The sequence below is a fragment of the Pseudomonas sp. MYb118 genome (assembly GCF_040947875.1).
Taxonomy (GTDB): Bacteria; Pseudomonadota; Gammaproteobacteria; order Pseudomonadales; family Pseudomonadaceae; genus Aquipseudomonas.
The window spans coordinates 555,456-573,830 of sequence record NZ_JBFRXN010000001.1; the positions used below are offsets into that span (position 1 = coordinate 555,456).

Below are 18,375 nucleotides of genomic sequence, written 5' to 3' on the forward strand. Positions count from 1 at the left end.
TCAAGCTCCGCGCGATAGCCCGTTGATCCGCGCCGCATCGCGCAACGGTGGCAGGCCGAATACCCGCGCGTAATCGCGACTGAATTGGGTCGCGCTTTCATAACCGACTTCGAAGGCCGCGTGGGTGACGCTTTTCGCGTTGGCCACGAGCAAGGTGCGCGCCTGCAACAGACGCACTCTTTTCTGGTACTGCAAGGGGCTCAAGGCAGTGACGGCCTTGAAGTGACGGTGGAACGCCGACACGCTCATCGCCGCAAGCTGGGCCAGGGTTTCGACCCGGATCGGTTCGGCGAAATCCTGCCGAATGCGCTGGATGGCCAGGTTGACGCGGGCCATGGCGCTGTCGGGGGCAGCAATGTCACGCAGCATCCAGCCATTGGGTCCTTGCAGCACACGGTACAGGATCTCCCGTTCATAAGCGGGCGCCAGGGCCGCGATGTCATCGGGACGGTGCATCAGGCGCAACATGCGCACCCAGGCGTCCATCAGTTCGGGTGTGACGGCGGCCACCGAGAATCCGCTGTCCTGTTCGTGAGCCCCGGCAGGTTCGGGCAGGTCCGCCAGCAGCGTCGCCAGCACCATCGGGTCGAGGGTCAGGCTGACTGCCAGGTAAGGTTCACCGTTGGCGCCGGGGTTGACCTGACCCACGGCGGGCAGGCCGATGGACATGACGAAATAGGTCGCCGGATCGTAGTGCAAGGTGCGATCGGCGATGGTCATCGACTTGCTGCCTTGCAGGATCAGATTGATCATCGGTTCGTAGACCGCGGCCAGCAGGTGCTCGGGGATTTTTCCCTGGACCATGGCCACGCGCGGGATGCCCGTTTCGGTACGGCGGTTTTCGGCCTGTGCGGCCAGCGCGCGAAGTTCGATCAGTGAGTTTTCCATGCCCGCCATCTGAACCCAGGCGCACAGGCCTGCGCAAGCAAAAAGCAGAAACAGGCAGGAATCGGGCAGGAACGGCTGCGCCCGCGGCAAGGGCGCTGGTTACTGTGGTGGCTCAACCCAGTGATACGGAGCAGCGAATGAGCGTAATCGTCATAACCGGCGGCAGCCGGGGCATCGGTGCCAGCACCGCCGAACACTGCGCCCGCAACGGCATGGGCGTGATCCTGACCTACAAGAGCAATGCCGAATCGGCCAGGGCCGTGGTCGAGCGTATCGAGCTGGCTGGTGGCAAGGCCGTAGCGCTTGAGCTGGATGTTGCCGATGTCAGTGGTTTCGGGCGCTTCCGTGAGTCGGTGCGCCGGACCCTGCAGGCGACCTGGGGTGTCACCACCCTGAGTGGCCTGGTGAACAACGCCGGCCATGGCTTGTTCAATCCACTGGAATCGGTCACCGAGGCACAGTTCGACGGTTTGCTCAACGTCCACCTCAAAGGCCCGTTCTTCCTCACGCAAACCCTGCTGCCGCTGCTGGAAGAGGGCGCCAGCATCGTCAACGTGACCAGCGCCACGACCCGCGTCGCCACGGCTGGCGTGGCCCCTTATGCGGCGTTCAAGGGCGGCCTTGAAGTGCTGACGCGCTACATGGCCAAGGAGTTTGCCGAACGCCGTATCCGCGCCAATTCGGTGTCGCCGGGGGCCATACGCACGGAGCTGGGTGGTGGTCTGAATGATGAGTTCGAAGCGTTGCTCGCTGCGCAAACGGCCTTGGGCCGGGTCGGCGAACCGCAGGACGTCGCGCGGGTCATCACCACCTTGCTGTCTGAAGACGGAGGCTGGATCAACGCGCAATCCATCGAAGTCGCGGGTGGCTACTTCATCTGATTTCTGCGAGGTAATTCCCATGCTTGATCATGTCTTCATTTCGGTCAGCGACGTCGAGCGCTCGATCCGTTTCTACACCGCGGCCCTGACGCCGCTGGGCATCACCGCACGGCTCGACTACGACGGCAAGGACGGCCCGCCAGGCCATCCGGACCTCAAGGGCTTTGGCGCCAATGGTCGGATGTTTTTCTGGTTGCGCGAGGGCGTCGTGGAAGGGCGGGCGGCGCATATCGGGTTCGTGGCGAGCAGCCAGGCCGAGGTCGATGCGGCCTATCGGGCGGCCATGGCCAATGGTGCCGTCGACAACGGCGCGCCAGGTGCACGCCTGCACTACGACCCCGATTACTACGCGGCCAACGTCCTCGATCCGGACGGTTACAGCCTGGAATTCGTCTACAAGAACTGGCAGCACACACTATGAAAAAACTCATGATCTATGGCGCCACCGGCTACACCGGGCGCATGGCGGCAGAGCAGGCCAAGGCGCTGGGGCTGGAACTGGTGCTTGGCGGACGTACCGAGCAAACACTGCGACCGTTGGCTGCCCGATTGGGGGTTGCTTATCGGGTCTTCGCGGTCGATCAGCTGACCTCGCAGTCACTGGAGGGGGTCGATGTACTGCTGAACTTCGCCGGGCCATTCGCCCGCACGGCGCACGCCCTGATGCGTGCCTGTATCGAGTGTGGTGTCGATTACCTGGACATCACTGCCGAGATCAACGTCTACCGGCTGGCGGAACAACTGGGCGCCGAGGCCGCCAGTGCCGGTGTCATGCTCCTGCCCGGGGTCGGTTGGGACGTGGTGCCCACCGATTGCCTGGCGGTGCATGTCGCCCGGCGTGTGCAGGGTCCGCAGTCGTTGAAGGTGGCCCTGCAGGTTGCAGGCTCCATGTCTCGGGGATCGGCCCTGAGTGTCAGCGAGATCATCGGCGCGGGGCTGCTGGCGCGAGTGGGTGGAGCGCTGGTGGCAACGCCCGATGCGCAACCCCGGCATTTTGATTTTGGCGAGGGCCCGGTCTTGTGTGCGCCGCTGTCTTTCGGTGACCTGGTCACGGGTTGGCACTCCACTGGCATCCCTGACATCGCCATGTTCGTGCACATTACCGGGGAGGCCTTTCCCGAGGGGGATTTAGCGCAATTGCCCGAGGGGCCGAGCGCTGAGCAACGTGCGGCGCATCGCGCCAGGGCGGTGGCCGAAGTCACTGGGGCGGATGGCCGCGTGGCGCGTTCACTGATCGAGACCGTCAACGGCTACACCTATACGCCGTTGGCGGCGGTGCAAGCTGCGCGTCGGGTGTTGGGTGGCGAGCGTCGTCCCGGCTTTGCAACGCCGGCCCAGCTGTTCGGCAGCGGGTTCGCCGAGAGTATCGCCGGATCGAGCATCACCGATTTCTGATGTGACGGGTCAACCGACGGGCCACACACCTTGTGGGCCCGTCAGGGCGTTGGCGCTTATTTCGACAGGATCAGCAACGGGGTGTTTTTCTTCACCACGTAGGTCGCCAGTTCCGACGCTGTGGTCGAGCCCACGTTTTTCGCCGTGTGCGCGACACCTTCGGGAATGAACAGCGAGTCGCCGGCTTTCAGCGTCACCGGTGGCTGGCCTTCGAGCTGGTATTCGAACGTGCCGCTCTCGACGTGGGCGATCTCCACGCCAGGGTGGGAATGCTTCGGCGCAGCCACGCCGGCATCGAAGTCCACGCGCACCTGGATCACCTCGCGGTCGGCGGCCCCCAGATCGGCGCGCAGCAGGTCGGTGCGGTGCAGGCCGCTTTGCCAGCTTTTGGTTTCTTCGGCATGGGCGATGCCAGCGAGGGCGCCGAGTGCGACGACGGTAGCGAGGGCAGCAGTCTTGAATCGAGACATTGTTGTTCTCCGGTAAGGGCACGGCGAAGCGAGGAGTGCAGCGCCTGTGCGGTGAACTCATTAGGCGGGCGGGGTGTGTCGGCGGCGTGTCGAGCGGTGGGGTGTTTTGTATCCTGAGGTAGCCATTGGCGGGGTGGATACGTGGTGGTACAGACCGAACGCCTGCGGCGCCTGAACCTCCATCGCGAGCAGGCTCGCTCCCACAGGTTTTTGTGTCGATCACATGTATTGCGGCTGGCCCAGCCCACTGTGGGAGCGAGCCTTGCTCGCGATGGTCGTGAACGATGACGCTGGCTGCCTGATGCCCTGCGGTGTCTGGGCCACCATCGCGAGCAAGCTCGCTCCTACAGGTTTTTGTGTCGACCACAAATCCTGCGGCTTACCCGGCCCCCTGTAGGAGCGAGCCTTGCTCGCGATGGTCGTGAACGATGATGCTGGCTGTCTGATGCCCCGCGGTGTCTGGGCCACCATCGCGAGCAAGCTCGCTCCTACAGGGTTTTGTGTCGATCACACATCTTGCGGCTGGCCCGGCCCACTGTGGGAGCGGGCTTGCTCGCGATGGTCGTGAACGATGATGCGGGCTGCCTGATGCCCCGCGGTGTCTGGGCCTCCATCGCGAGCATGCTCGCTCCTACAGGGTTTTGTGTCGACCACACATCTTGCGGCTGGCCCGGCCCCCTGTGGGAGCGAGCCTTGCTCGCGATGGTCGTGAACGATGACGCTGGCTGCCTGATGCCCTGCGGTGTCTGGGCCTCCATCGCGAGCATGCTCGCTCCTACAGGGTTTTGTGTCGGTCACACATTTTGCGGCTGGCCTGGCCCACTGTGGGAGCGAGCCTTGCTCGCGATGGTCGTGAACGATGATGAGGGCTGCCTGACGCCCTGCGGTGTCTGGGCCACCATCGCGAGCAAGCTCGCTCCTACAGGGTGGGACGAGGTGATCGGTAGGTTCACCGTCGACTAAGCTAATTCCAAAATATTATTTATTTCAATTTTTTAAGATCGTTTAGCTTTATGCCCATGCAGAGCGCCTCGCTGCCCAGCCAGGCGCTTTTTTTTGCGTCAGATTATGTGCAGGGAGCGGCCGTGTCAGTTATTCAAACCCCGTTGGCGACAGGCCTTGAGCCTGCGCAAAGGTCCATTGTCCCAGCTGATGTGGTGCTTGAGTTGCGGGCCGTCACCAAGGCTTATCCGCGCAGCAAGGGCGCGGCGACCCTGCCGGCGGTCAGCGATGTCAGCCTCGAGGTGCGCCGTGGTGAAGTGTTGTGCCTGATGGGCACTTCGGGCAGCGGCAAGTCGACCCTGCTGCGCCATATCAATCGCCTGATCGAGCCGACCCAGGGTGAAGTGCTGATCGAAGGCCAGGCCATCAGCGGCTTGAGCAGCAGCGCGTTGCGCACGCTCAGGTCGCGGCGTATCGGTATGGTGTTCCAGCATTTCGGCCTGTTGCCCCATCGCACGGTGCTGGAGAACGTCGCCTTGCCGCTGGAGCTGTGCGGCGAGCCCGAGGCTATCCGGCTGGCGGCCGCCGCCGTGCAGCTCAAGGCCGTGGGCCTGGCAGGCTGGGGCGAACATTATCCCCATGAGCTGTCGGGCGGCATGCAGCAACGTGTCGGTCTGGCCCGGGCGTTGGTGACCGAGCCGGACTTCCTGCTGATGGACGAGCCGTTCAGCGCCCTGGACCCGACGATCCGCCGCGACCTGCAAACGCATTTCCTCGATCTGGTGCGCGAGCGCGGGATCACCACCTTGCTGGTCACCCACGACCCCGCCGAAGCCATTCGCCTGGCCGACCGCATCGCCGTGCTGCGGCGCGGCCGACTGGTGCAACTGGGCACGCCGCAACAATTGCTCGAACAACCCGCCGACGCCGAAGTGGCGGACTTTTTCCGCGACTGCCAGCCCGCCCCAATCGCAACAGTGGCTGTGAGCAACACGGCCATTGAAAGCACTCAACCAGAACTGCGCGAGCAGCCGACCCTTGCCGGTTTGCCCTGGTGGCAAGCGCTGTTGCTCGGGCCGGCGGCGCTGGCCGCTCGGGGCAAAGGCGCCTCGTTCTGGGCCACCTTCGCCGCTGAACTCGGCGCCCTGGCCGCGCTGGGGCAGGGCGTTGCCAGCGCCTCGGCGTGGCCGGTGATCGTCGCGCTGCTGGTGCTGGCCACCAGCCGTTTCACCGCGATCACCCTGAGCCGGCATGCCCTGCGCGCCAAGGCCTCAGGCTGGCTGCTGCCGTTGGCGGTGGTGCTGGCGTCCCAGGCGCTGGTGGTGTGGCGGGTGATCACCCCGGAAACCAGCCATGCGCTGCTGCAATTCCCGATCAATCGCCAGGCCATGCTGCTGACCGCGCAAAGCATCGACGATTTTATCGGCTGGTCGCAGATCACCTTCGAAGGCGCCTTTGTCGGCGTGATCGTCGCTGTGCGCACGGTGATCGAAGGCGTGGAAAACATCCTCGGCTGGCTGCCCTGGCCGGTCTCGGCGCTGGCCCTGGTGTTCCTCGCCTGGCGCTCGGCGGGTTGGGGCCTGGCGCTGACCAGTGCGGCGGCGTTGGCGTACATCGGCCTGTTCGGCTTCTGGGAGCACACCATCGCCACGCTGGCGCTGGTGGGGGCCTCGGTGCTGATCGCCCTGGTGATCGGCGTGCCCACCGGCATCGTACTGGCCAAGCGACCACTGGTGCGTCGGCTGTTCACGCCGTTGCTGGACGTCATGCAGACCCTGCCGACCTTCGTCTACCTGATTCCCGCCGTGGCGTTCTTCTCGGTGGGCAAGACCCCGGCGGTGATCGCCACGGTGATCTTCGCCCTGGCGCCGATGATCCGCCTGACCTCCTGGGCATCCAGGAGGTGCCCAAGGACGCGGTCGAAGCCGCCGTCGCCCACGGTGCCAGCCCCTGGCAGACGCTGATCAAGGTGCAACTGCCACTGGCGCGCCGTTCGCTGCTCTTGGGCATCAACCAGACCATCGTCATGAGCCTGTCGATGGTGGTGGTCGCCGCGCTGATCGGTGCCGGCGGCCTGGGCTACGACGTGATGACCGCGCTGCGCAACATCAAGGGCGGCGAGGGCGTGCTGGCCGGCATCGCGATTGTCGTGTGTGCGCTGATCCCCGACCGAATCATTCAATCGAGCTTGCGCAAGCAAGGCCACCTCTACCAGTGAAAGTGAGACTTATCGTGAAGACACCTCTATTGCGCACCCTCGGCACCGCGGCCTTGCTGGCATCCCTGATCGCTCCTGCGATGGCCAAGGACAAGATCGTCATTGGCGAACAGAACTGGACCGGCGCCATCGCCATCCAGCACATCCTCGGCGAGGTGCTGGAAACTCGCCTGGGCGCTGACGTTTCCTACCTGGCCGGCGACGTCCCGGTGTTGTTCAGTGCGGCGTCCAAGGGCGACGGCTCGGTGGATGTGCTGACCGACATCTGGCTGCCTAACCAATCTGCCGCCTGGGCCAAGTACGTCACCGGCGGCACCCAATCGCTGGTGCCGAACAAGCAGCCCTACGTCGGTGAGCAGGGCTTCTACATTCCCGGCTATTTGCAGGACAAGTACGGGATCAAGTCGGTGTACGACCTGAAGAAACCGGAAGTGGCCAAGCTCTTCGAACCGCTGGGCGGCGGCAAGGCGCAGTTGCTGGTGGGGCCGGCAGGTTGGGAGTCGACCTACATCGGCGAGATCAAGGCCAAGGATTACCAGTTCGCCGATAAATTCGAGTCGATCTCCACCGAGGCCTCGGTGACCTATTCCAAACTGGCCGCCGCTTACAAGGCCGGTCGTGGCGTGGTGTTCTATGCCTACACCCCGGACTGGATTTTCTCCGCCTTCGACCTGCGTCGCCTGGAAGAGCCGGCCTTCGACGGTTATGCCCAGGACAACAAGAAAGGCGACCCGCTGTACAAGGCTGACGGTTGCTGGAAATTCATCAGCCCGACGGTCGACCCGGATTGGCTGAACAAGAGCCAGATCACCTGCGCGTTCCCCGATGCCAAGGTCTACGTGCTGTCCTCGGTCGCCCTGCAGAAGCGTGCGCCAAAGATCGCCGAATTCCTGCAAAACGTCGCCATCCAGCCGTCGCAGCTCAATGACCTGATCCTCAAGATCGAGAAGGAAAAGCAACCGGCCGATGTCGCCGCCAAGGCCTGGGTCAAGGCCAACCCGGCCATCGTCGATCAGTGGCTGGCGGGTCCGGCGCAGACCGCGAGTGCCCACTGATGAGCGTACGTTTGCTCGATGGCGGTATGGGCCGCGAGTTGCAGCGCATCGGCGCGCCGTTCCGTCAGCCGGAATGGTCGGCGCTGGCGCTGATCGAAGCGCCGGAATTCGTCTTGCAGGCGCACCGTGCGTTCATCGCCGCCGGTGCCCGGATCATCACCACCAACAGCTACGCGGTGGTGCCGTTTCACCTCGGCGAGCAGCGTTTCGCCGAACAGGGCCTGGCCCTGGCCGAACGCGCGGGAAACCTGGCGCGCCAGGCGGCCAGCGAGCACCACGAACCGGTCACCGTGGCCGGTTCGCTGCCGCCGGCCCTGGGCTCCTACCGGCCAGACCTGTTCGATCATGCGCGCAGCGTTGCCATTCACCGCCAGTTGATCGAGGGCCTGCGCGATCAGGTCGATGTCTGGCTGGCGGAAACGCAAAGCTCCATCGCCGAAGTACGAGCGGTGGCCGAAGCCCTGGGCACGCAGCCCAAGCCCTTGTGGGTGTCCTACACGCTGCTGGATGAAGTGGACGGCGCGCCGCGCTTGCGCTCCGGCGAATCGGTGGCGCAGGCGGTGCAAGTGGCGGCCGGGTTGGGTGCCTCAGCGGTGTTGTTCAACTGCAGTCAGCCGGAGGTGATGGCCGCGGCGCTGGCTGAGGCTCGGTCGGTTATCCAGAGCCTCGGGCAGGCGATTGAACTGGGCGTTTATGCCAATGCGTTTCCACCGGTCAGTGCCGAGGCTGAGGCCAACAGCACGCTGCTGGAGATTCGCGCGGATCTGACGCCGCAGGCGTATTTGTACTGGTCCAAAGCCTGGGTGGCGGCGGGCGCGAGTATCGTTGGCGGGTGCTGCGGGATTGGGCCGGAGCATATTGAGCGGTTGCATGGGCATCTGGTGCATCAACCAGCATCTTGAGTGTTTGTGCGGGCCTCATCGCGAGCAGGCTCGCTCCCACATTGGATCTGTGTGGTTCACTTATCCCCTGTGGGAGCGAGCCTGCTCGCGATAGCGATCGCACAAACACTACACACCTCATCATTTCCCCTGAACCTCCCACCCCCAAAAACGCTCCATACCCAAACACCCCAGTGTCTGGCCACCGCCATGAACGAACCCCTCAAGTTCGGCATCGAAGAAGAATATTTCATCACCGACCTGGCCACCCGCCAGATGCCCGGACAGATCCCCCGGGCGGCGATTGACCGGTGCCAGGCCGCTCTGGGCCAACACTTCGCCTTCGAAATGTTCCAGGCCCAGATCGAAGTGGCCTCACCAATATTCACCCACCTCGCACAGGCCACCGATTACCTGGCCAACGCTCGCGGCGCCCTGCAGCATGCCTTGCGCGGCTTTGAATTGGGCCTGGTCTGCGCGGGTAGCCACCCCCTGGCAGACTGGCGCGACCAGCACGCCACTGACCAGCCACACTTTCGGCACCTGTTCGACGATTACCAATACGTGGCCCAACGCAGCGTGGTCTCGGGGCTGCACGTGCACGTGGAAGTCCCGGCCGGGCTGGATCGCATCCGGGTGATGAACGAGGTGTTGCCCTGGACGCCTTTGCTGCTGGCGCTGAGCTGTTCTTCGCCATTCTGGCAGGGGGCCGACAGCGGCTTTGCCAGTTACCGGCAGACTGCCTGTGATGAGTGGCCGCGCATGGGCGTGCCGGAACTGCTGGCCGATCAGCAGGCGTACGAGGCGTACGTCGCGTTTCTCATCGCCAGGGGCGCCATGAGGAAAGCCAGCGGCTGCTGGTGGGGCGTGCGCCCGTCGGCCAGCTATCCGACGCTGGAGTTGCGAATGACCGACGCCTGTCCGCGGCTCGATGATGCCCTGAGCCTGGCGTCGTTGTTCCGCGTGATGGTCGCCCACGCCATCGCACAGCCTCATCCGGGCGCGGGTTACTCGGAACAATCAAGATGGACAGTGATGGAGAATCGTTGGCGAGCGAAAAGATCAGGCATCAACGCCGCGTTCCTGATGGAAGGCCATGAGCAACCATTGTCCGTAGAGCAATGGCTGCGCATGGCCGAGCAAACGCTGGGCGCGACAGCCGGCGCATTGGGTGCGGAAGGGGTGTTCAGCGCCCTGCGGCACGTCATTCGCGAAGGCACCAGCGCAGGACGGCAACGGGTGGTCTATCAAGCCTCCATCAGCAGCGGTCGCCAGCCCCGCCAGGCACTCTCGCAAGTGGTCGATCATCTGCTGATGGAAACCGCGCAAGGGCCGCTTTCAGGTCGAGGGCAGCAGCACCTTGAAGGTCGTGCCGTGATCGAGCGTTGATTGCACCTCGATGTTGCCGCCGTGACCCTCGACAATTTGCGCGGCGATGAACAACCCCAGCCCGAGCCCGGCCGAAGAGCCCTTTTCACCACTGGCATAGCTGGAATATCGGCCTTCGGGGTTGAACAGGTAGGGCATGATATTGGCGGGAATCAGTTCGCCGCTGTTCTGCACGCTGAACACCGTCTGGCCGTCGTCGCGCTCGAGCGTCACGTGGATCGCCTGCTGCGCATCGCCATGGCGAATGGCATTGGCAATCAGGTTGGTAAATACCTGCTCCATGCGCAACGGGTCGAATTGACCGCTGACCGGCTCACCCGCATGCCACACGATCTGCACCTCGGGGAATCCGGTGCGCAGTTCCTCGATGACCGAGGTGCAAAGGCTGTTCAACTCACAGGGCTCCAGGTTTACCGGCAGCCCCGTGCCCAGATTGACCCGTGCCAGGTCGAGCAGGTCATTGACCATCAAATCGGCGCGCCGCACGCTGGTGCTGATCTGCGTTGCGAGCCTGCGTTCGCGATCCGACAGGTGGGCGCTTTCACGCAACAGGTCGCTGGCCATCATCACTGCGCCAAGGGGGGAGCGCAGGTCATGCCCCAGGACGCCCAGGACGGTCTTGCGTGTCGCCTCGACCGCCTCGCCGTAGGTCTTGATCGACTCGACAAGGGCCTGATCGACGCCTTCATTGAAGCGGATCATGTCATCGACCCGATAAGTGTCATCGAGCGGGTTCTGTGCCAGCCAGAGCCGGAGCACGCTGGAGCGCAGCGCGCGGTACTCCGACACCATCTGATCCATGGAGAAGCCGGCGACAAGGCGTGTCCGGGCGTGGGTGTCGGCGGGCGAGTCGCCTTCGGTCTGCGGGCCACGTCCTTCGGACTTGGCGATCTGTTGTTGCTCGGTCTGGGCGCCGCGCATATCCCGCGCCACCGTTTCCAGGATGAATTGCGCGTGGTCTCTCAAGCCTTTGGTGTCCAGCGTCGGCAAAGCGGTGTCGATCGTCCTGGCGTATTTCTCCCAGGCCGACAAAATCTGCTCCATGTGTTTGGGAATGAAGTCGTACAGTCGCATGGCGGTCGTTGTTGCCTCCCTGGTAACCCGTTGATGTGCGTGTGTTTTGCGTCCGACAGGCGAACGGCTGGAGCCGGCCTTGGCTCCAGAAGTCATTTTAGTTGAGGACGAGGAGAGTGTAGTGCCGTCTGGCGTCTACGCCAGCTCACAGGGCGCAGTGACGTGCATTCAGCCAGCGTTCGAAGTCCTGCGCCGGCATCGGGCGTCCGTAGAGGTAACCCTGAGCCTGGTCGCAGCCGATCTTGCGCAGGAAGTGATGCTGTTCTTCGGTTTCGACGCCTTCGGCAATGATCCTGAAGCCCAGCGCATGGCCCAGTTCGACGATTGTCTTGGTAATCGCCACATTGCTCGGGTCTTGGGGCAGGTCGGCAATGAAGGTACGGTCGATCTTGATATGGTTGATCGGCAGGATCTTCAGGTAGGCCAGGGACGAATAGCCGGTGCCGAAGTCGTCGATGGCGGTGGTGACGCCCATCTCCTGCAGGGTGCTGAGAATCGCCCGGGAGTGCTCCGGGCTGGCCATCATCAGGCTTTCGGTCACTTCCACTTCGAGCACGCTGGCCGGCAGGCCAAACACGCCCAGCGCACATTTCAGGGTTTCGACGTAGTCGCTGCGATCAATCTGCAGGGCGGCGACATTCACTGCGATCACGCCAGGGGTGATCTGGCGGTCGGCCCAGCGGCGGATATCCCGGCACACCCGGTCGATCACTTGTTCGCCGATCTGGATGATCAGGCCGGTGCTTTCCGCCAGCGGGATGAAGTCAGCGGGGGAGATCAGGCCCTGCACCGGGTCGCGCCAGCGGATCAGCGCCTCGGCGCCTTCGACGCCATTGTCGGCCAGGTTGATCTTGGGCTGATACCAGACTTCGAACTCGTGATTGAGCACCGCCCGGCGCAGGAAACGCTCGCTGTTCATGCGTTCCTGGGCGCGCAGGGTCATCTCCGGCTGGTAAAAACGGTAGTCGTTGCGGCCGCCTTCCTTGGCGCCGTACATCGCCGTGTCGGCCTGGCGCAGCAGCAGTTCGGGGGTCTGGGCGTCCTGGGGCGCCATCGAGATACCGATGCTGGCGGTCAGCAGCGTCGACGTGCCTTTGAGGTCGAAGGGCTCCTGCAGCGAGGCGAGCAGTTTCTTGGCAATCAGGATCGCGTCCACCGGGTGCGTCAGGTTGTTGAGGATCAGCGCGAACTCATCGCCACCCAGGCGCGACACCGTGTCTTCGGCGCGCACGCACGTGAGGAAGCGCGCCGCCGCCTGTTGCAGCAGCAGGTCGCCCAGTGAGTGGCCGAGGCTGTCGTTGACGGTCTTGAAACCGTCCAGGTCGATGACCACCACTGCCAGGGTCTGGTTGTAGCTCAGCGACAGGTCGAGGCAATGCTGCAAGCGCTCGTGGAACAGCGAACGGTTGGGCAGGGCGGTCACCGGGTCGTAGTGCGACACCCGTTCAAGCTCCGACTTCGACTGATTGATGGCGGACATGTCGGAAAACACCGCCACGTAGTTGATGACATTGCCCGTGTCGCTATGGACGGTGTTGATGGTCAGCCACTGCGGGTACAGTTCGCCGTCCTTGCGCCGGTTCCACAGCTCCCCGCGCCACAGGCCGGTCTGTTTCAGGCAGTGGATGATGTCGCGATAGAAGGCGTTGTCCTGCTGCTCGGAAATCAGGATGTTGGGCTTGAGGCCAATGGACTCTTCGGCGCTGTAGCCGGTGATCTTGCTGAAAGCGGCATTCACCGAAAGGATATGGCCACGGGCATTGGTGATGATCACGCCGTCAGCGGTGTTGTCCAGCACGATGCCGGCCAGGCGCAGCTGTTCGGTGTTCTGCCGGGTGGCAGTGATGTCGGTGGAAATACCCAGCACCCCGGACACCTGGCCGGTGGCCCCGCGCAGCACGCACTTGGTGGTCACGTAGGTGCGCGGCGTCCCTCGTTGTACCAGATGGTCTTCGAAGCGCAGGATCTTGCCGGTTGCCAGCACCTGCCGGTCGTTGTCACGCAGGGTTCGGGCCTCGGCGGCCGGCAGGTAACTCTCGCGGGTCTTGCCTTCCATCTGTTCGAAGGAAATGTTGGCGGCCTGTTCGAACATGCGGTTGCACAGGCGCAACCGGCCTTCGGTGTCGTACACGTAGATCAGTGACGGAGCGTTCTCGACGATCTCCAGCAGCAGGGCCTTCTGGGTCTGCAACGCTTCCTCGGCCTGCTTGCGGTCGGAGATGTCGCGCACCACCGCATAGAGCATCGGTTCATTGGAGAGGTTGACGGTGCACAGCGTGACCTCGGCCGGGAAGACCGTGCCGTCGGCGCGCTTGTGCAGCCATTCGAAGCGGTGCACGCCATTGGCCAGTGCGGTTTTCAGCATGTCCTGCGCCTTGTCCGGCGAGGCTTGCCCATCGCTTTGCAGGGGCGGCGAAATATCGCGGGTCCTGATGGCGTGAAACATCGAGGGGTCGTGAAAACCGAAGACGCGCATTGCCGCGGCGTTGGCCTCGATGCAGATGCCGTTGCGGCGCAGGATCCAGATCGGGTCGGGGGAGCGCTCGAACAGGGCACGGAACCTGGCTTCGCTCTGCACCAGCGACTGCTCGACGATCCGGCGTTCTTCGACTTCCTGCGCCAGTTCGGCGTGGCGCTGGTGGATCAGCCGGTTGCGCTTGCCGATTTGTGCCGCGAACCAGGTCAACAGGATCGTGCCGGTCAGGGCCACCACGAACAGCGGTGATAGCAATAGCACGCTGGAGGGCCACCCCAGCGCCTGCTGCTGGGCATCCAGGGTGCCGACGATGATGGAGATCAGTAACCCGCACAGGAAAATACCCGTTGGCAACGCGAACGCCCGCCAGCGGTTTTTCTGCACTTCAGCCTGGCCATTTCCAGCGCTTCTGGCCACAGCGGCTCGGTCTTTTTCCAACGTGTCATTCCTTTGAATCCATGCGTGGCACCTGCTTAGCACTTGACCGGGCGCGGGCGCTGAAAGTTTCGCTGGATATTTACTGAACGCCCGGGAGAATGCGCACCTAAGATCGTATGAGCACCCACCGACAGGTTTTCCCCATGAACTCACCCCGAATCGGCTTCGCCTGTCAGTACAAGCATCCGCAGCGCAGCCTGTCGGTGTCCGAACTGAAGTTGATTGAAGGCCCGTTCAACCCACGCACCACCACCCTGCGCTGGATGGACGGCGTGGCGCCGCAGCTCGCACGGGAAAAACTGCTGGAAGTGGTGCTGCACAACCTGGCGGCGCAGCTGAAATTGCTGGCCTACGTCGGTCAGTTGCCGCCGGGCCTGCGCATGGTGCGCTTGAGCAGCGATCTGCTGCCGTTCTACAGCCATGCCAAGGTGCGGGATTTTTACCGTGACCCTGCCATTCAGCAGCAACTTGTCCCGGGGTTCGCCGCCATCGGCGAGCTGGCGCGTTCGCTGGACATCCGCCTGTCGTTTCATCCCGGCCAGTATTGTGTGCTGGGGTCGGACAATCCTGGCGTGGTAGAGAACAGCCTGGCCGAGTTCGAATACCACGCCGACATGATCCGCATGATGGGTTACGGCCGGCGCTTCCAGGACCTCAAGTGCAACGTGCACATCGCCGGGCGCCTGGGCGTCGAAGGGACGCGGGCGGTGTGGGCGCGGTTGTCCGAGGTGGCGCGTAACTGCATCACCTTCGAGAACGACGAAAAGACCTATGGCCTGGACCACTGCCTGCAAATGGCCGACCTCGCGCCGGTGGTGCTGGACATTCACCACTGCTGGATCAACGAGAACGACTACATCGCCCCCGACTCCCCGCGGGTCCAGCGGGTCATCGACAGTTGGCGCGGGGTGCGCCCGACCATGCATTACTCGCAGCCGCCGGAGCACCTGCAGGAACTGGGTTTTGATGCCGAGCACAAGCTGGAAATGGACGCGTTGTTGCAGGTGGTCTCCAAGCGCGACCTTTACGCCCACAGCGACCGGATGTGGAACCGCTGGACCAACGACTACGCCGTGCAGTTTCTCGACCGCTTCGACATCATGCTCGAAGCCAAGGACAAGAACCTGGCGGCGTTGGCGTTTTACGAGTACTCGAACTGCCTCAAAAACCTGTAGGAGCGAGCATGCTCGCGATGGTCGTCAACGATAACGCTGGCTGCCTGGATGCCCGCGGTGTCTGGGCTACCATCGCGAGCATGCTCGCTCCTACAGGTTATGCAGTCGCTGCGCATAACTCTTCGGCGAACACCCCGTCCGCTCCTTGAAACACCGATAAAACGTCGACAACGAATTGAACCCCGCCGCACTGGCGATCTCCTCGATCCGTGCCGTCGTGCCCTGGCTGTTCAACTGTTCCAGCGCTTCATCCAGTCGCAGCTGATTGAGCAGCGCATAGAACGTCTGCCCGCGCACCTGGTTGAGGAAAAACGAAATCTGGTTACGCGTGTACCCGGTCGACGCCGCCACGTGGGACAGGTCCAGGCGTGGGTCGAGGTACGGCTTGGACTGTTCGAAGTACTGCTGCAAATCATTGGCCAGCGCACCGATCTGCCGGGCCGACAGGCCCAGGCGGCTCACGGCACCCGCGCTGTAGGTCGGCCGGGTGACGGGCGGTGCCTGGCTGACCAGGGCGGCATGCTCGTTGACCCGGACAATCAAGCCATCGCGGATCGACAGCGCTTCCATTGTTCGCAATGACACCAACCCGTCACTGCCGTTGAGCGTCACCTGGTATTGCAGGAACGCGGTGTCGCCATCGACTCGCAGGCGGTCGGTGTAGGTCTGCAATTCCTGCGACCCGCGCGGCATGCTGGCGCCGAGATACGCGCGTAGTTGTGCGTAGTCGAGGGTGCGGTTCTGCAGGAAATCGTTGTACTCGACCGCCGGGTGATACAGCGCCATTACCGCGTCGAGGTCGCGGCGTTTCCAGGCCTGGTGGTAACGCACCGCGACGTCGTGGGTCTGCGCACTCGCCGGGTCCGTCACGAAGGTTTCAGTGGTGGGTAAATCCAGTGCTTGCACGACGAACTCCAGGGCGCGCCTCGGGGGCAGGCCCTCAGTATTCCAGAAGCGCTGATTTTCCGCCCGTGTCCGCTGCGAGGTTTGTCGCGCCATGGTGCCTGTGAAAGCGCAGGCGTTTGCATTAGCGTCAGCCCATGATTTTTTGGAGCCGAGCGCATGACCCAGCACACCGCGACCCCATCCCTGGCCGATGCCCGGCCCTACCCCGTCTGGCTGGAGGCGCGAGTCAGCCCGCCAGCCGCTCCCCGGCTGACTGGCGACCTCCGCTGCGACCTCGCCATCGTCGGCGGTGGTTTTGTCGGCCTGTGGACGGCGCTGAAGGCGCGCCAGCGCCGGCCCGATGCGACGATTGTGGTGCTGGAAGCCGGTCAGTGTGGCGGTGAAGCGAGCGGACGCAACGGCGGGTTCTGCGCGCCGAGCATTTCCCATGGTGTGGCCAACGCATTGAAACGCTGGCCGGGGGAGGCCGAGCAACTGGTGCGCCTGGGCCGGGAAAATCTCGATGCTTTCCAGCAGGACCTTCAGGCGTACGCCATGGACGTGGCGTTCGAGCGCCAGGGCAAACTCAACGTCGCCAGCCAGCCGTGGCAGGTCGATGGCTTGCGCTCGATGCAGCGCAACTATGCGCGCTTTGGCATTGATTGCCAGTACGTGGAAGGCGAAGCGCTCAAGGCCTATCTGGACTCGCCCGACTATGTCGCCGGTGTCTTCGAGCCCAATTATGCGTTGCTCAACCCGGTGAAAATGGTCAGCGAGTTGCGCCGGGTTTGCCTGGCGCAAGGGGTGCAGTTGTTCGAGCATTCGCCGGTCAGTCGTTTGCGTGAAGACGGCAGCCATCAGATGCTGGAAGCCGGTCTGGGTACGGTCAGGGCGGCCAAGGTCGCGCTCGCCACCAACATTGCGCCGCCCCTGCTGGGGGCGTTGAAATCCAAGGTCATTCCGATCTACGACTATGCCCTGGCCACCCAGCCGTTGGACGACGAGCAATTGCGCGCCATTGGTTGGGTCGGGCGCTACGGCATCGCCGACAGTGGCAATCAGTTTCATTACCTGCGCAAGACCGAGGACAACCGCATCCTGTGGGGCGGCTATGACGCGATCTATCACTTCGGCAGTCGCCGCGACGAGGCGCTGACCCAGCGTCCCGACAGCTTCGCCACCTTGGCCCGGCAATTTCAATCGGCCTTCCCGGCGTTGGCCGATGTGCGTTTCAGCCACGCCTGGGGCGGCATCATCGACACCTCGGCGCGCACCACGATGTTCTGCGGCACCGCCGCCAATGGCCGTGTGGCCTATGCCCAGGGCTTCACCGGGCAGGGCGTGTCCGCCAGCCGTTTCGCGGCGTTGACCCTGCTCGACCTGCTGGAGGGCAAGGCCACCGAACGCACGAAGCTGGCAATGACCTCGACCGCACCGTTTCCGTTTCCCCCCGAGCCCTTGCGGTACCTGGGCGTGTCGCTGGCCCAGCGCTCGCTGGCCCGCGAAGACCGCACCGGGCACCGCGACTGGCTGCTCAAGGGGTTCGATGCACTGGGCATCGGTTTTGATTCTTGACTGGAGTGAGTACACGCATGAGCACGCCTTCGCACATCATCGACTTCGCCAACCCTGAGTTGCCTGTGGTCGAACTGGACACCAACGATCCGGCGCTGGTCGACACGCCGTACCGTAGCCGCAGCTGGCGGCACTTCGTCGACCCGCAGAAAAAAGCCACCGCCGGCATCTGGGAAGCCCCGCCGCACCTGGAGCGTTGCGAGTGCGACTACGATGAGCTCTGCCACCTGCTCGAAGGGCAAGTGCGCCTGACCGACAGCGATGGCATCAGCCAGTCGTTCCAGGCCGGCGACACCTTCGTGGTGGCCGCCGGGTTCAAGGGCACCTGGGAAAACCTCACGCACGTGCGCAAGGTGTTCATGATTCTCCGGGGCTGAGATTTTTGTCACCTGACCGGGCTTGCTCGCGATGGTCGCCAACGATAACGCTGGGCACCTGACACCCCGCGGCAGCTTCGAATCCATCGCGAGCAAGCTCGCTCCTACAGGGGAGGGTGGTGTTCACGCGATTTAGGCAACACCACCGCCCCACTGTGGGAGCGAGCCTGCTCGCGATGGTCGTCAACGATGATGCTGGGTACCTGATACCCCGCGGCGGCCTTGAATCCATCGCGAGCAGGCTCGCTCCCACAGG

The 18,375-nt window shown here is 63.6% G+C and carries 14 protein-coding genes and 1 pseudogene; 10 read left to right on the forward strand and 5 right to left on the reverse strand.

The window, feature by feature from the left end; genetic code table 11:
• Positions 1-888 carry an AraC family transcriptional regulator N-terminal domain-containing protein gene (locus tag ABVN20_RS02665; RefSeq protein ID WP_368553856.1) on the reverse strand — a complete coding sequence of 296 codons (888 nt, stop codon included), beginning with the start codon at positions 886-888 and terminating at the stop codon, positions 1-3.
• Between the two features lie 137 nt (positions 889-1,025).
• Between ABVN20_RS02665 and ABVN20_RS02670 the strand changes: the two genes are divergently transcribed.
• Genes ABVN20_RS02670 through ABVN20_RS02680 form a run of 3 tightly spaced genes read left to right on the forward strand, consistent with a single transcriptional unit; the run spans position 1,026 to position 3,164 of the window.
• Positions 1,026-1,769: an SDR family NAD(P)-dependent oxidoreductase gene (locus tag ABVN20_RS02670; RefSeq protein WP_368553858.1), complete on the forward strand. Its 744-nt coding sequence runs from the start codon at positions 1,026-1,028 to the stop codon at positions 1,767-1,769.
• A gap of 19 nt (positions 1,770-1,788) precedes the next feature.
• A complete protein-coding gene (locus ABVN20_RS02675; protein ID WP_368553859.1) occupies positions 1,789-2,190 on the forward strand; it encodes a VOC family protein in 402 nt (133 codons plus the stop codon).
• Positions 2,187-3,164: a trans-acting enoyl reductase family protein gene (locus ABVN20_RS02680; RefSeq protein ID WP_368553861.1), complete on the forward strand. Its 978-nt coding sequence runs from the start codon at positions 2,187-2,189 to the stop codon at positions 3,162-3,164. The genes ABVN20_RS02675 and ABVN20_RS02680 overlap by 4 nt, the downstream gene beginning before the upstream one ends.
• A 56-nt stretch (positions 3,165-3,220) precedes the next feature.
• On the opposite strand, the gene ABVN20_RS02685 is transcribed toward ABVN20_RS02680, so the two are convergent.
• Complete coding sequence (locus ABVN20_RS02685; protein ID WP_368553863.1) at positions 3,221-3,634, reverse strand: cupin domain-containing protein; 414 nt, start codon at positions 3,632-3,634, stop codon at positions 3,221-3,223.
• Positions 3,635-4,653: 1,019 nt separating this feature from the next.
• Here ABVN20_RS02685 and ABVN20_RS02690 point away from each other — a divergent pair.
• The 4 genes and pseudogenes from ABVN20_RS02690 to ABVN20_RS02705 all read left to right on the forward strand — a co-directional run bounded on the left by ABVN20_RS02690 (position 4,654) and on the right by ABVN20_RS02705 (position 10,119).
• Positions 4,654-6,794: pseudogene (locus ABVN20_RS02690) on the forward strand (ATP-binding cassette domain-containing protein).
• Between the two features lie 80 nt (positions 6,795-6,874).
• Positions 6,875-7,849, forward strand: coding sequence for a glycine betaine ABC transporter substrate-binding protein (locus ABVN20_RS02695; protein WP_368554552.1), 975 nt, complete (start codon positions 6,875-6,877; stop codon positions 7,847-7,849).
• Positions 7,849-8,751, forward strand: a complete 903-nt coding sequence (locus ABVN20_RS02700; protein ID WP_368553865.1) for a homocysteine S-methyltransferase family protein — start codon at positions 7,849-7,851, stop codon at positions 8,749-8,751. The genes ABVN20_RS02695 and ABVN20_RS02700 overlap by 1 nt, the downstream gene beginning before the upstream one ends.
• A 189-nt stretch (positions 8,752-8,940) precedes the next feature.
• Positions 8,941-10,119, forward strand: coding sequence for a carboxylate-amine ligase (locus tag ABVN20_RS02705; protein ID WP_368553867.1), 1,179 nt, complete (start codon positions 8,941-8,943; stop codon positions 10,117-10,119).
• Here the strand turns inward: ABVN20_RS02705 and ABVN20_RS02710 are convergent.
• Both ABVN20_RS02710 and ABVN20_RS02715 read right to left on the reverse strand, forming a co-directional pair.
• On the reverse strand, positions 10,069-11,193 hold the full coding sequence (locus ABVN20_RS02710) for an ATP-binding protein (protein ID WP_368553868.1): 1,125 nt from the start codon (positions 11,191-11,193) through the stop codon (positions 10,069-10,071). The genes ABVN20_RS02705 and ABVN20_RS02710 overlap by 51 nt on opposite strands.
• Before the next feature lie 145 nt (positions 11,194-11,338).
• Positions 11,339-14,107 carry an EAL domain-containing protein gene (locus ABVN20_RS02715; protein ID WP_368553869.1) on the reverse strand — a complete coding sequence of 923 codons (2,769 nt, stop codon included), beginning with the start codon at positions 14,105-14,107 and terminating at the stop codon, positions 11,339-11,341.
• A gap of 143 nt (positions 14,108-14,250) precedes the next feature.
• On the opposite strand from ABVN20_RS02715, the gene ABVN20_RS02720 reads away from it, so the two are divergent.
• Positions 14,251-15,282, forward strand: coding sequence for a UV damage endonuclease UvsE (locus ABVN20_RS02720; protein WP_368553871.1), 1,032 nt, complete (start codon positions 14,251-14,253; stop codon positions 15,280-15,282).
• 90 nt (positions 15,283-15,372) lie between these two features.
• Here the strand turns inward: ABVN20_RS02720 and ABVN20_RS02725 are convergent, their stop codons facing one another.
• The gene (locus ABVN20_RS02725) at positions 15,373-16,152 is read right to left on the reverse strand and encodes a helix-turn-helix domain-containing protein (RefSeq protein ID WP_368554553.1); all 780 of its coding nucleotides are present in this window, start codon (positions 16,150-16,152) and stop codon (positions 15,373-15,375) included.
• A 192-nt stretch (positions 16,153-16,344) separates the two neighbouring features.
• Here ABVN20_RS02725 and ABVN20_RS02730 point away from each other — a divergent pair, with 192 nt between their 5' ends.
• Both ABVN20_RS02730 and ABVN20_RS02735 read left to right on the forward strand, forming a co-directional pair.
• Positions 16,345-17,742: an NAD(P)/FAD-dependent oxidoreductase gene (locus tag ABVN20_RS02730; protein ID WP_368553873.1), complete on the forward strand. Its 1,398-nt coding sequence runs from the start codon at positions 16,345-16,347 to the stop codon at positions 17,740-17,742.
• 17 nt (positions 17,743-17,759) lie between these two features.
• Positions 17,760-18,119 carry a cupin domain-containing protein gene (locus ABVN20_RS02735; RefSeq protein ID WP_368553875.1) on the forward strand — a complete coding sequence of 120 codons (360 nt, stop codon included), beginning with the start codon at positions 17,760-17,762 and terminating at the stop codon, positions 18,117-18,119.
• Positions 18,120-18,375: the final 256 nt, after the last annotated feature.

Bases quoted from the DNA above. Each gene is read 5' to 3' on its own strand.
- ABVN20_RS02730 (WP_368553873.1), top strand. From the start codon at position 16,345: ATGACCCAGCACACCGCGACCCCATCCCTGGCCGATGCCCGGCCCTAC.
- ABVN20_RS02720 (WP_368553871.1), top strand. From the start codon at position 14,251: ATGAACTCACCCCGAATCGGCTTCGCCTGTCAGTACAAGCATCCGCAG.
- ABVN20_RS02710 (WP_368553868.1), bottom strand. From the start codon at position 11,193: ATGCGACTGTACGACTTCATTCCCAAACACATGGAGCAGATTTTGTCG.
- ABVN20_RS02705 (WP_368553867.1), top strand. From the start codon at position 8,941: ATGAACGAACCCCTCAAGTTCGGCATCGAAGAAGAATATTTCATCACC.
- ABVN20_RS02685 (WP_368553863.1), bottom strand. From the start codon at position 3,634: ATGTCTCGATTCAAGACTGCTGCCCTCGCTACCGTCGTCGCACTCGGC.
- ABVN20_RS02700 (WP_368553865.1), top strand. From the start codon at position 7,849: ATGAGCGTACGTTTGCTCGATGGCGGTATGGGCCGCGAGTTGCAGCGC.
- ABVN20_RS02670 (WP_368553858.1), top strand. From the start codon at position 1,026: ATGAGCGTAATCGTCATAACCGGCGGCAGCCGGGGCATCGGTGCCAGC.
- ABVN20_RS02675 (WP_368553859.1), top strand. From the start codon at position 1,789: ATGCTTGATCATGTCTTCATTTCGGTCAGCGACGTCGAGCGCTCGATC.
- ABVN20_RS02735 (WP_368553875.1), top strand. From the start codon at position 17,760: ATGAGCACGCCTTCGCACATCATCGACTTCGCCAACCCTGAGTTGCCT.
- ABVN20_RS02665 (WP_368553856.1), bottom strand. From the start codon at position 888: ATGGAAAACTCACTGATCGAACTTCGCGCGCTGGCCGCACAGGCCGAA.
- ABVN20_RS02680 (WP_368553861.1), top strand. From the start codon at position 2,187: ATGAAAAAACTCATGATCTATGGCGCCACCGGCTACACCGGGCGCATG.
- ABVN20_RS02695 (WP_368554552.1), top strand. From the start codon at position 6,875: ATGGCCAAGGACAAGATCGTCATTGGCGAACAGAACTGGACCGGCGCC.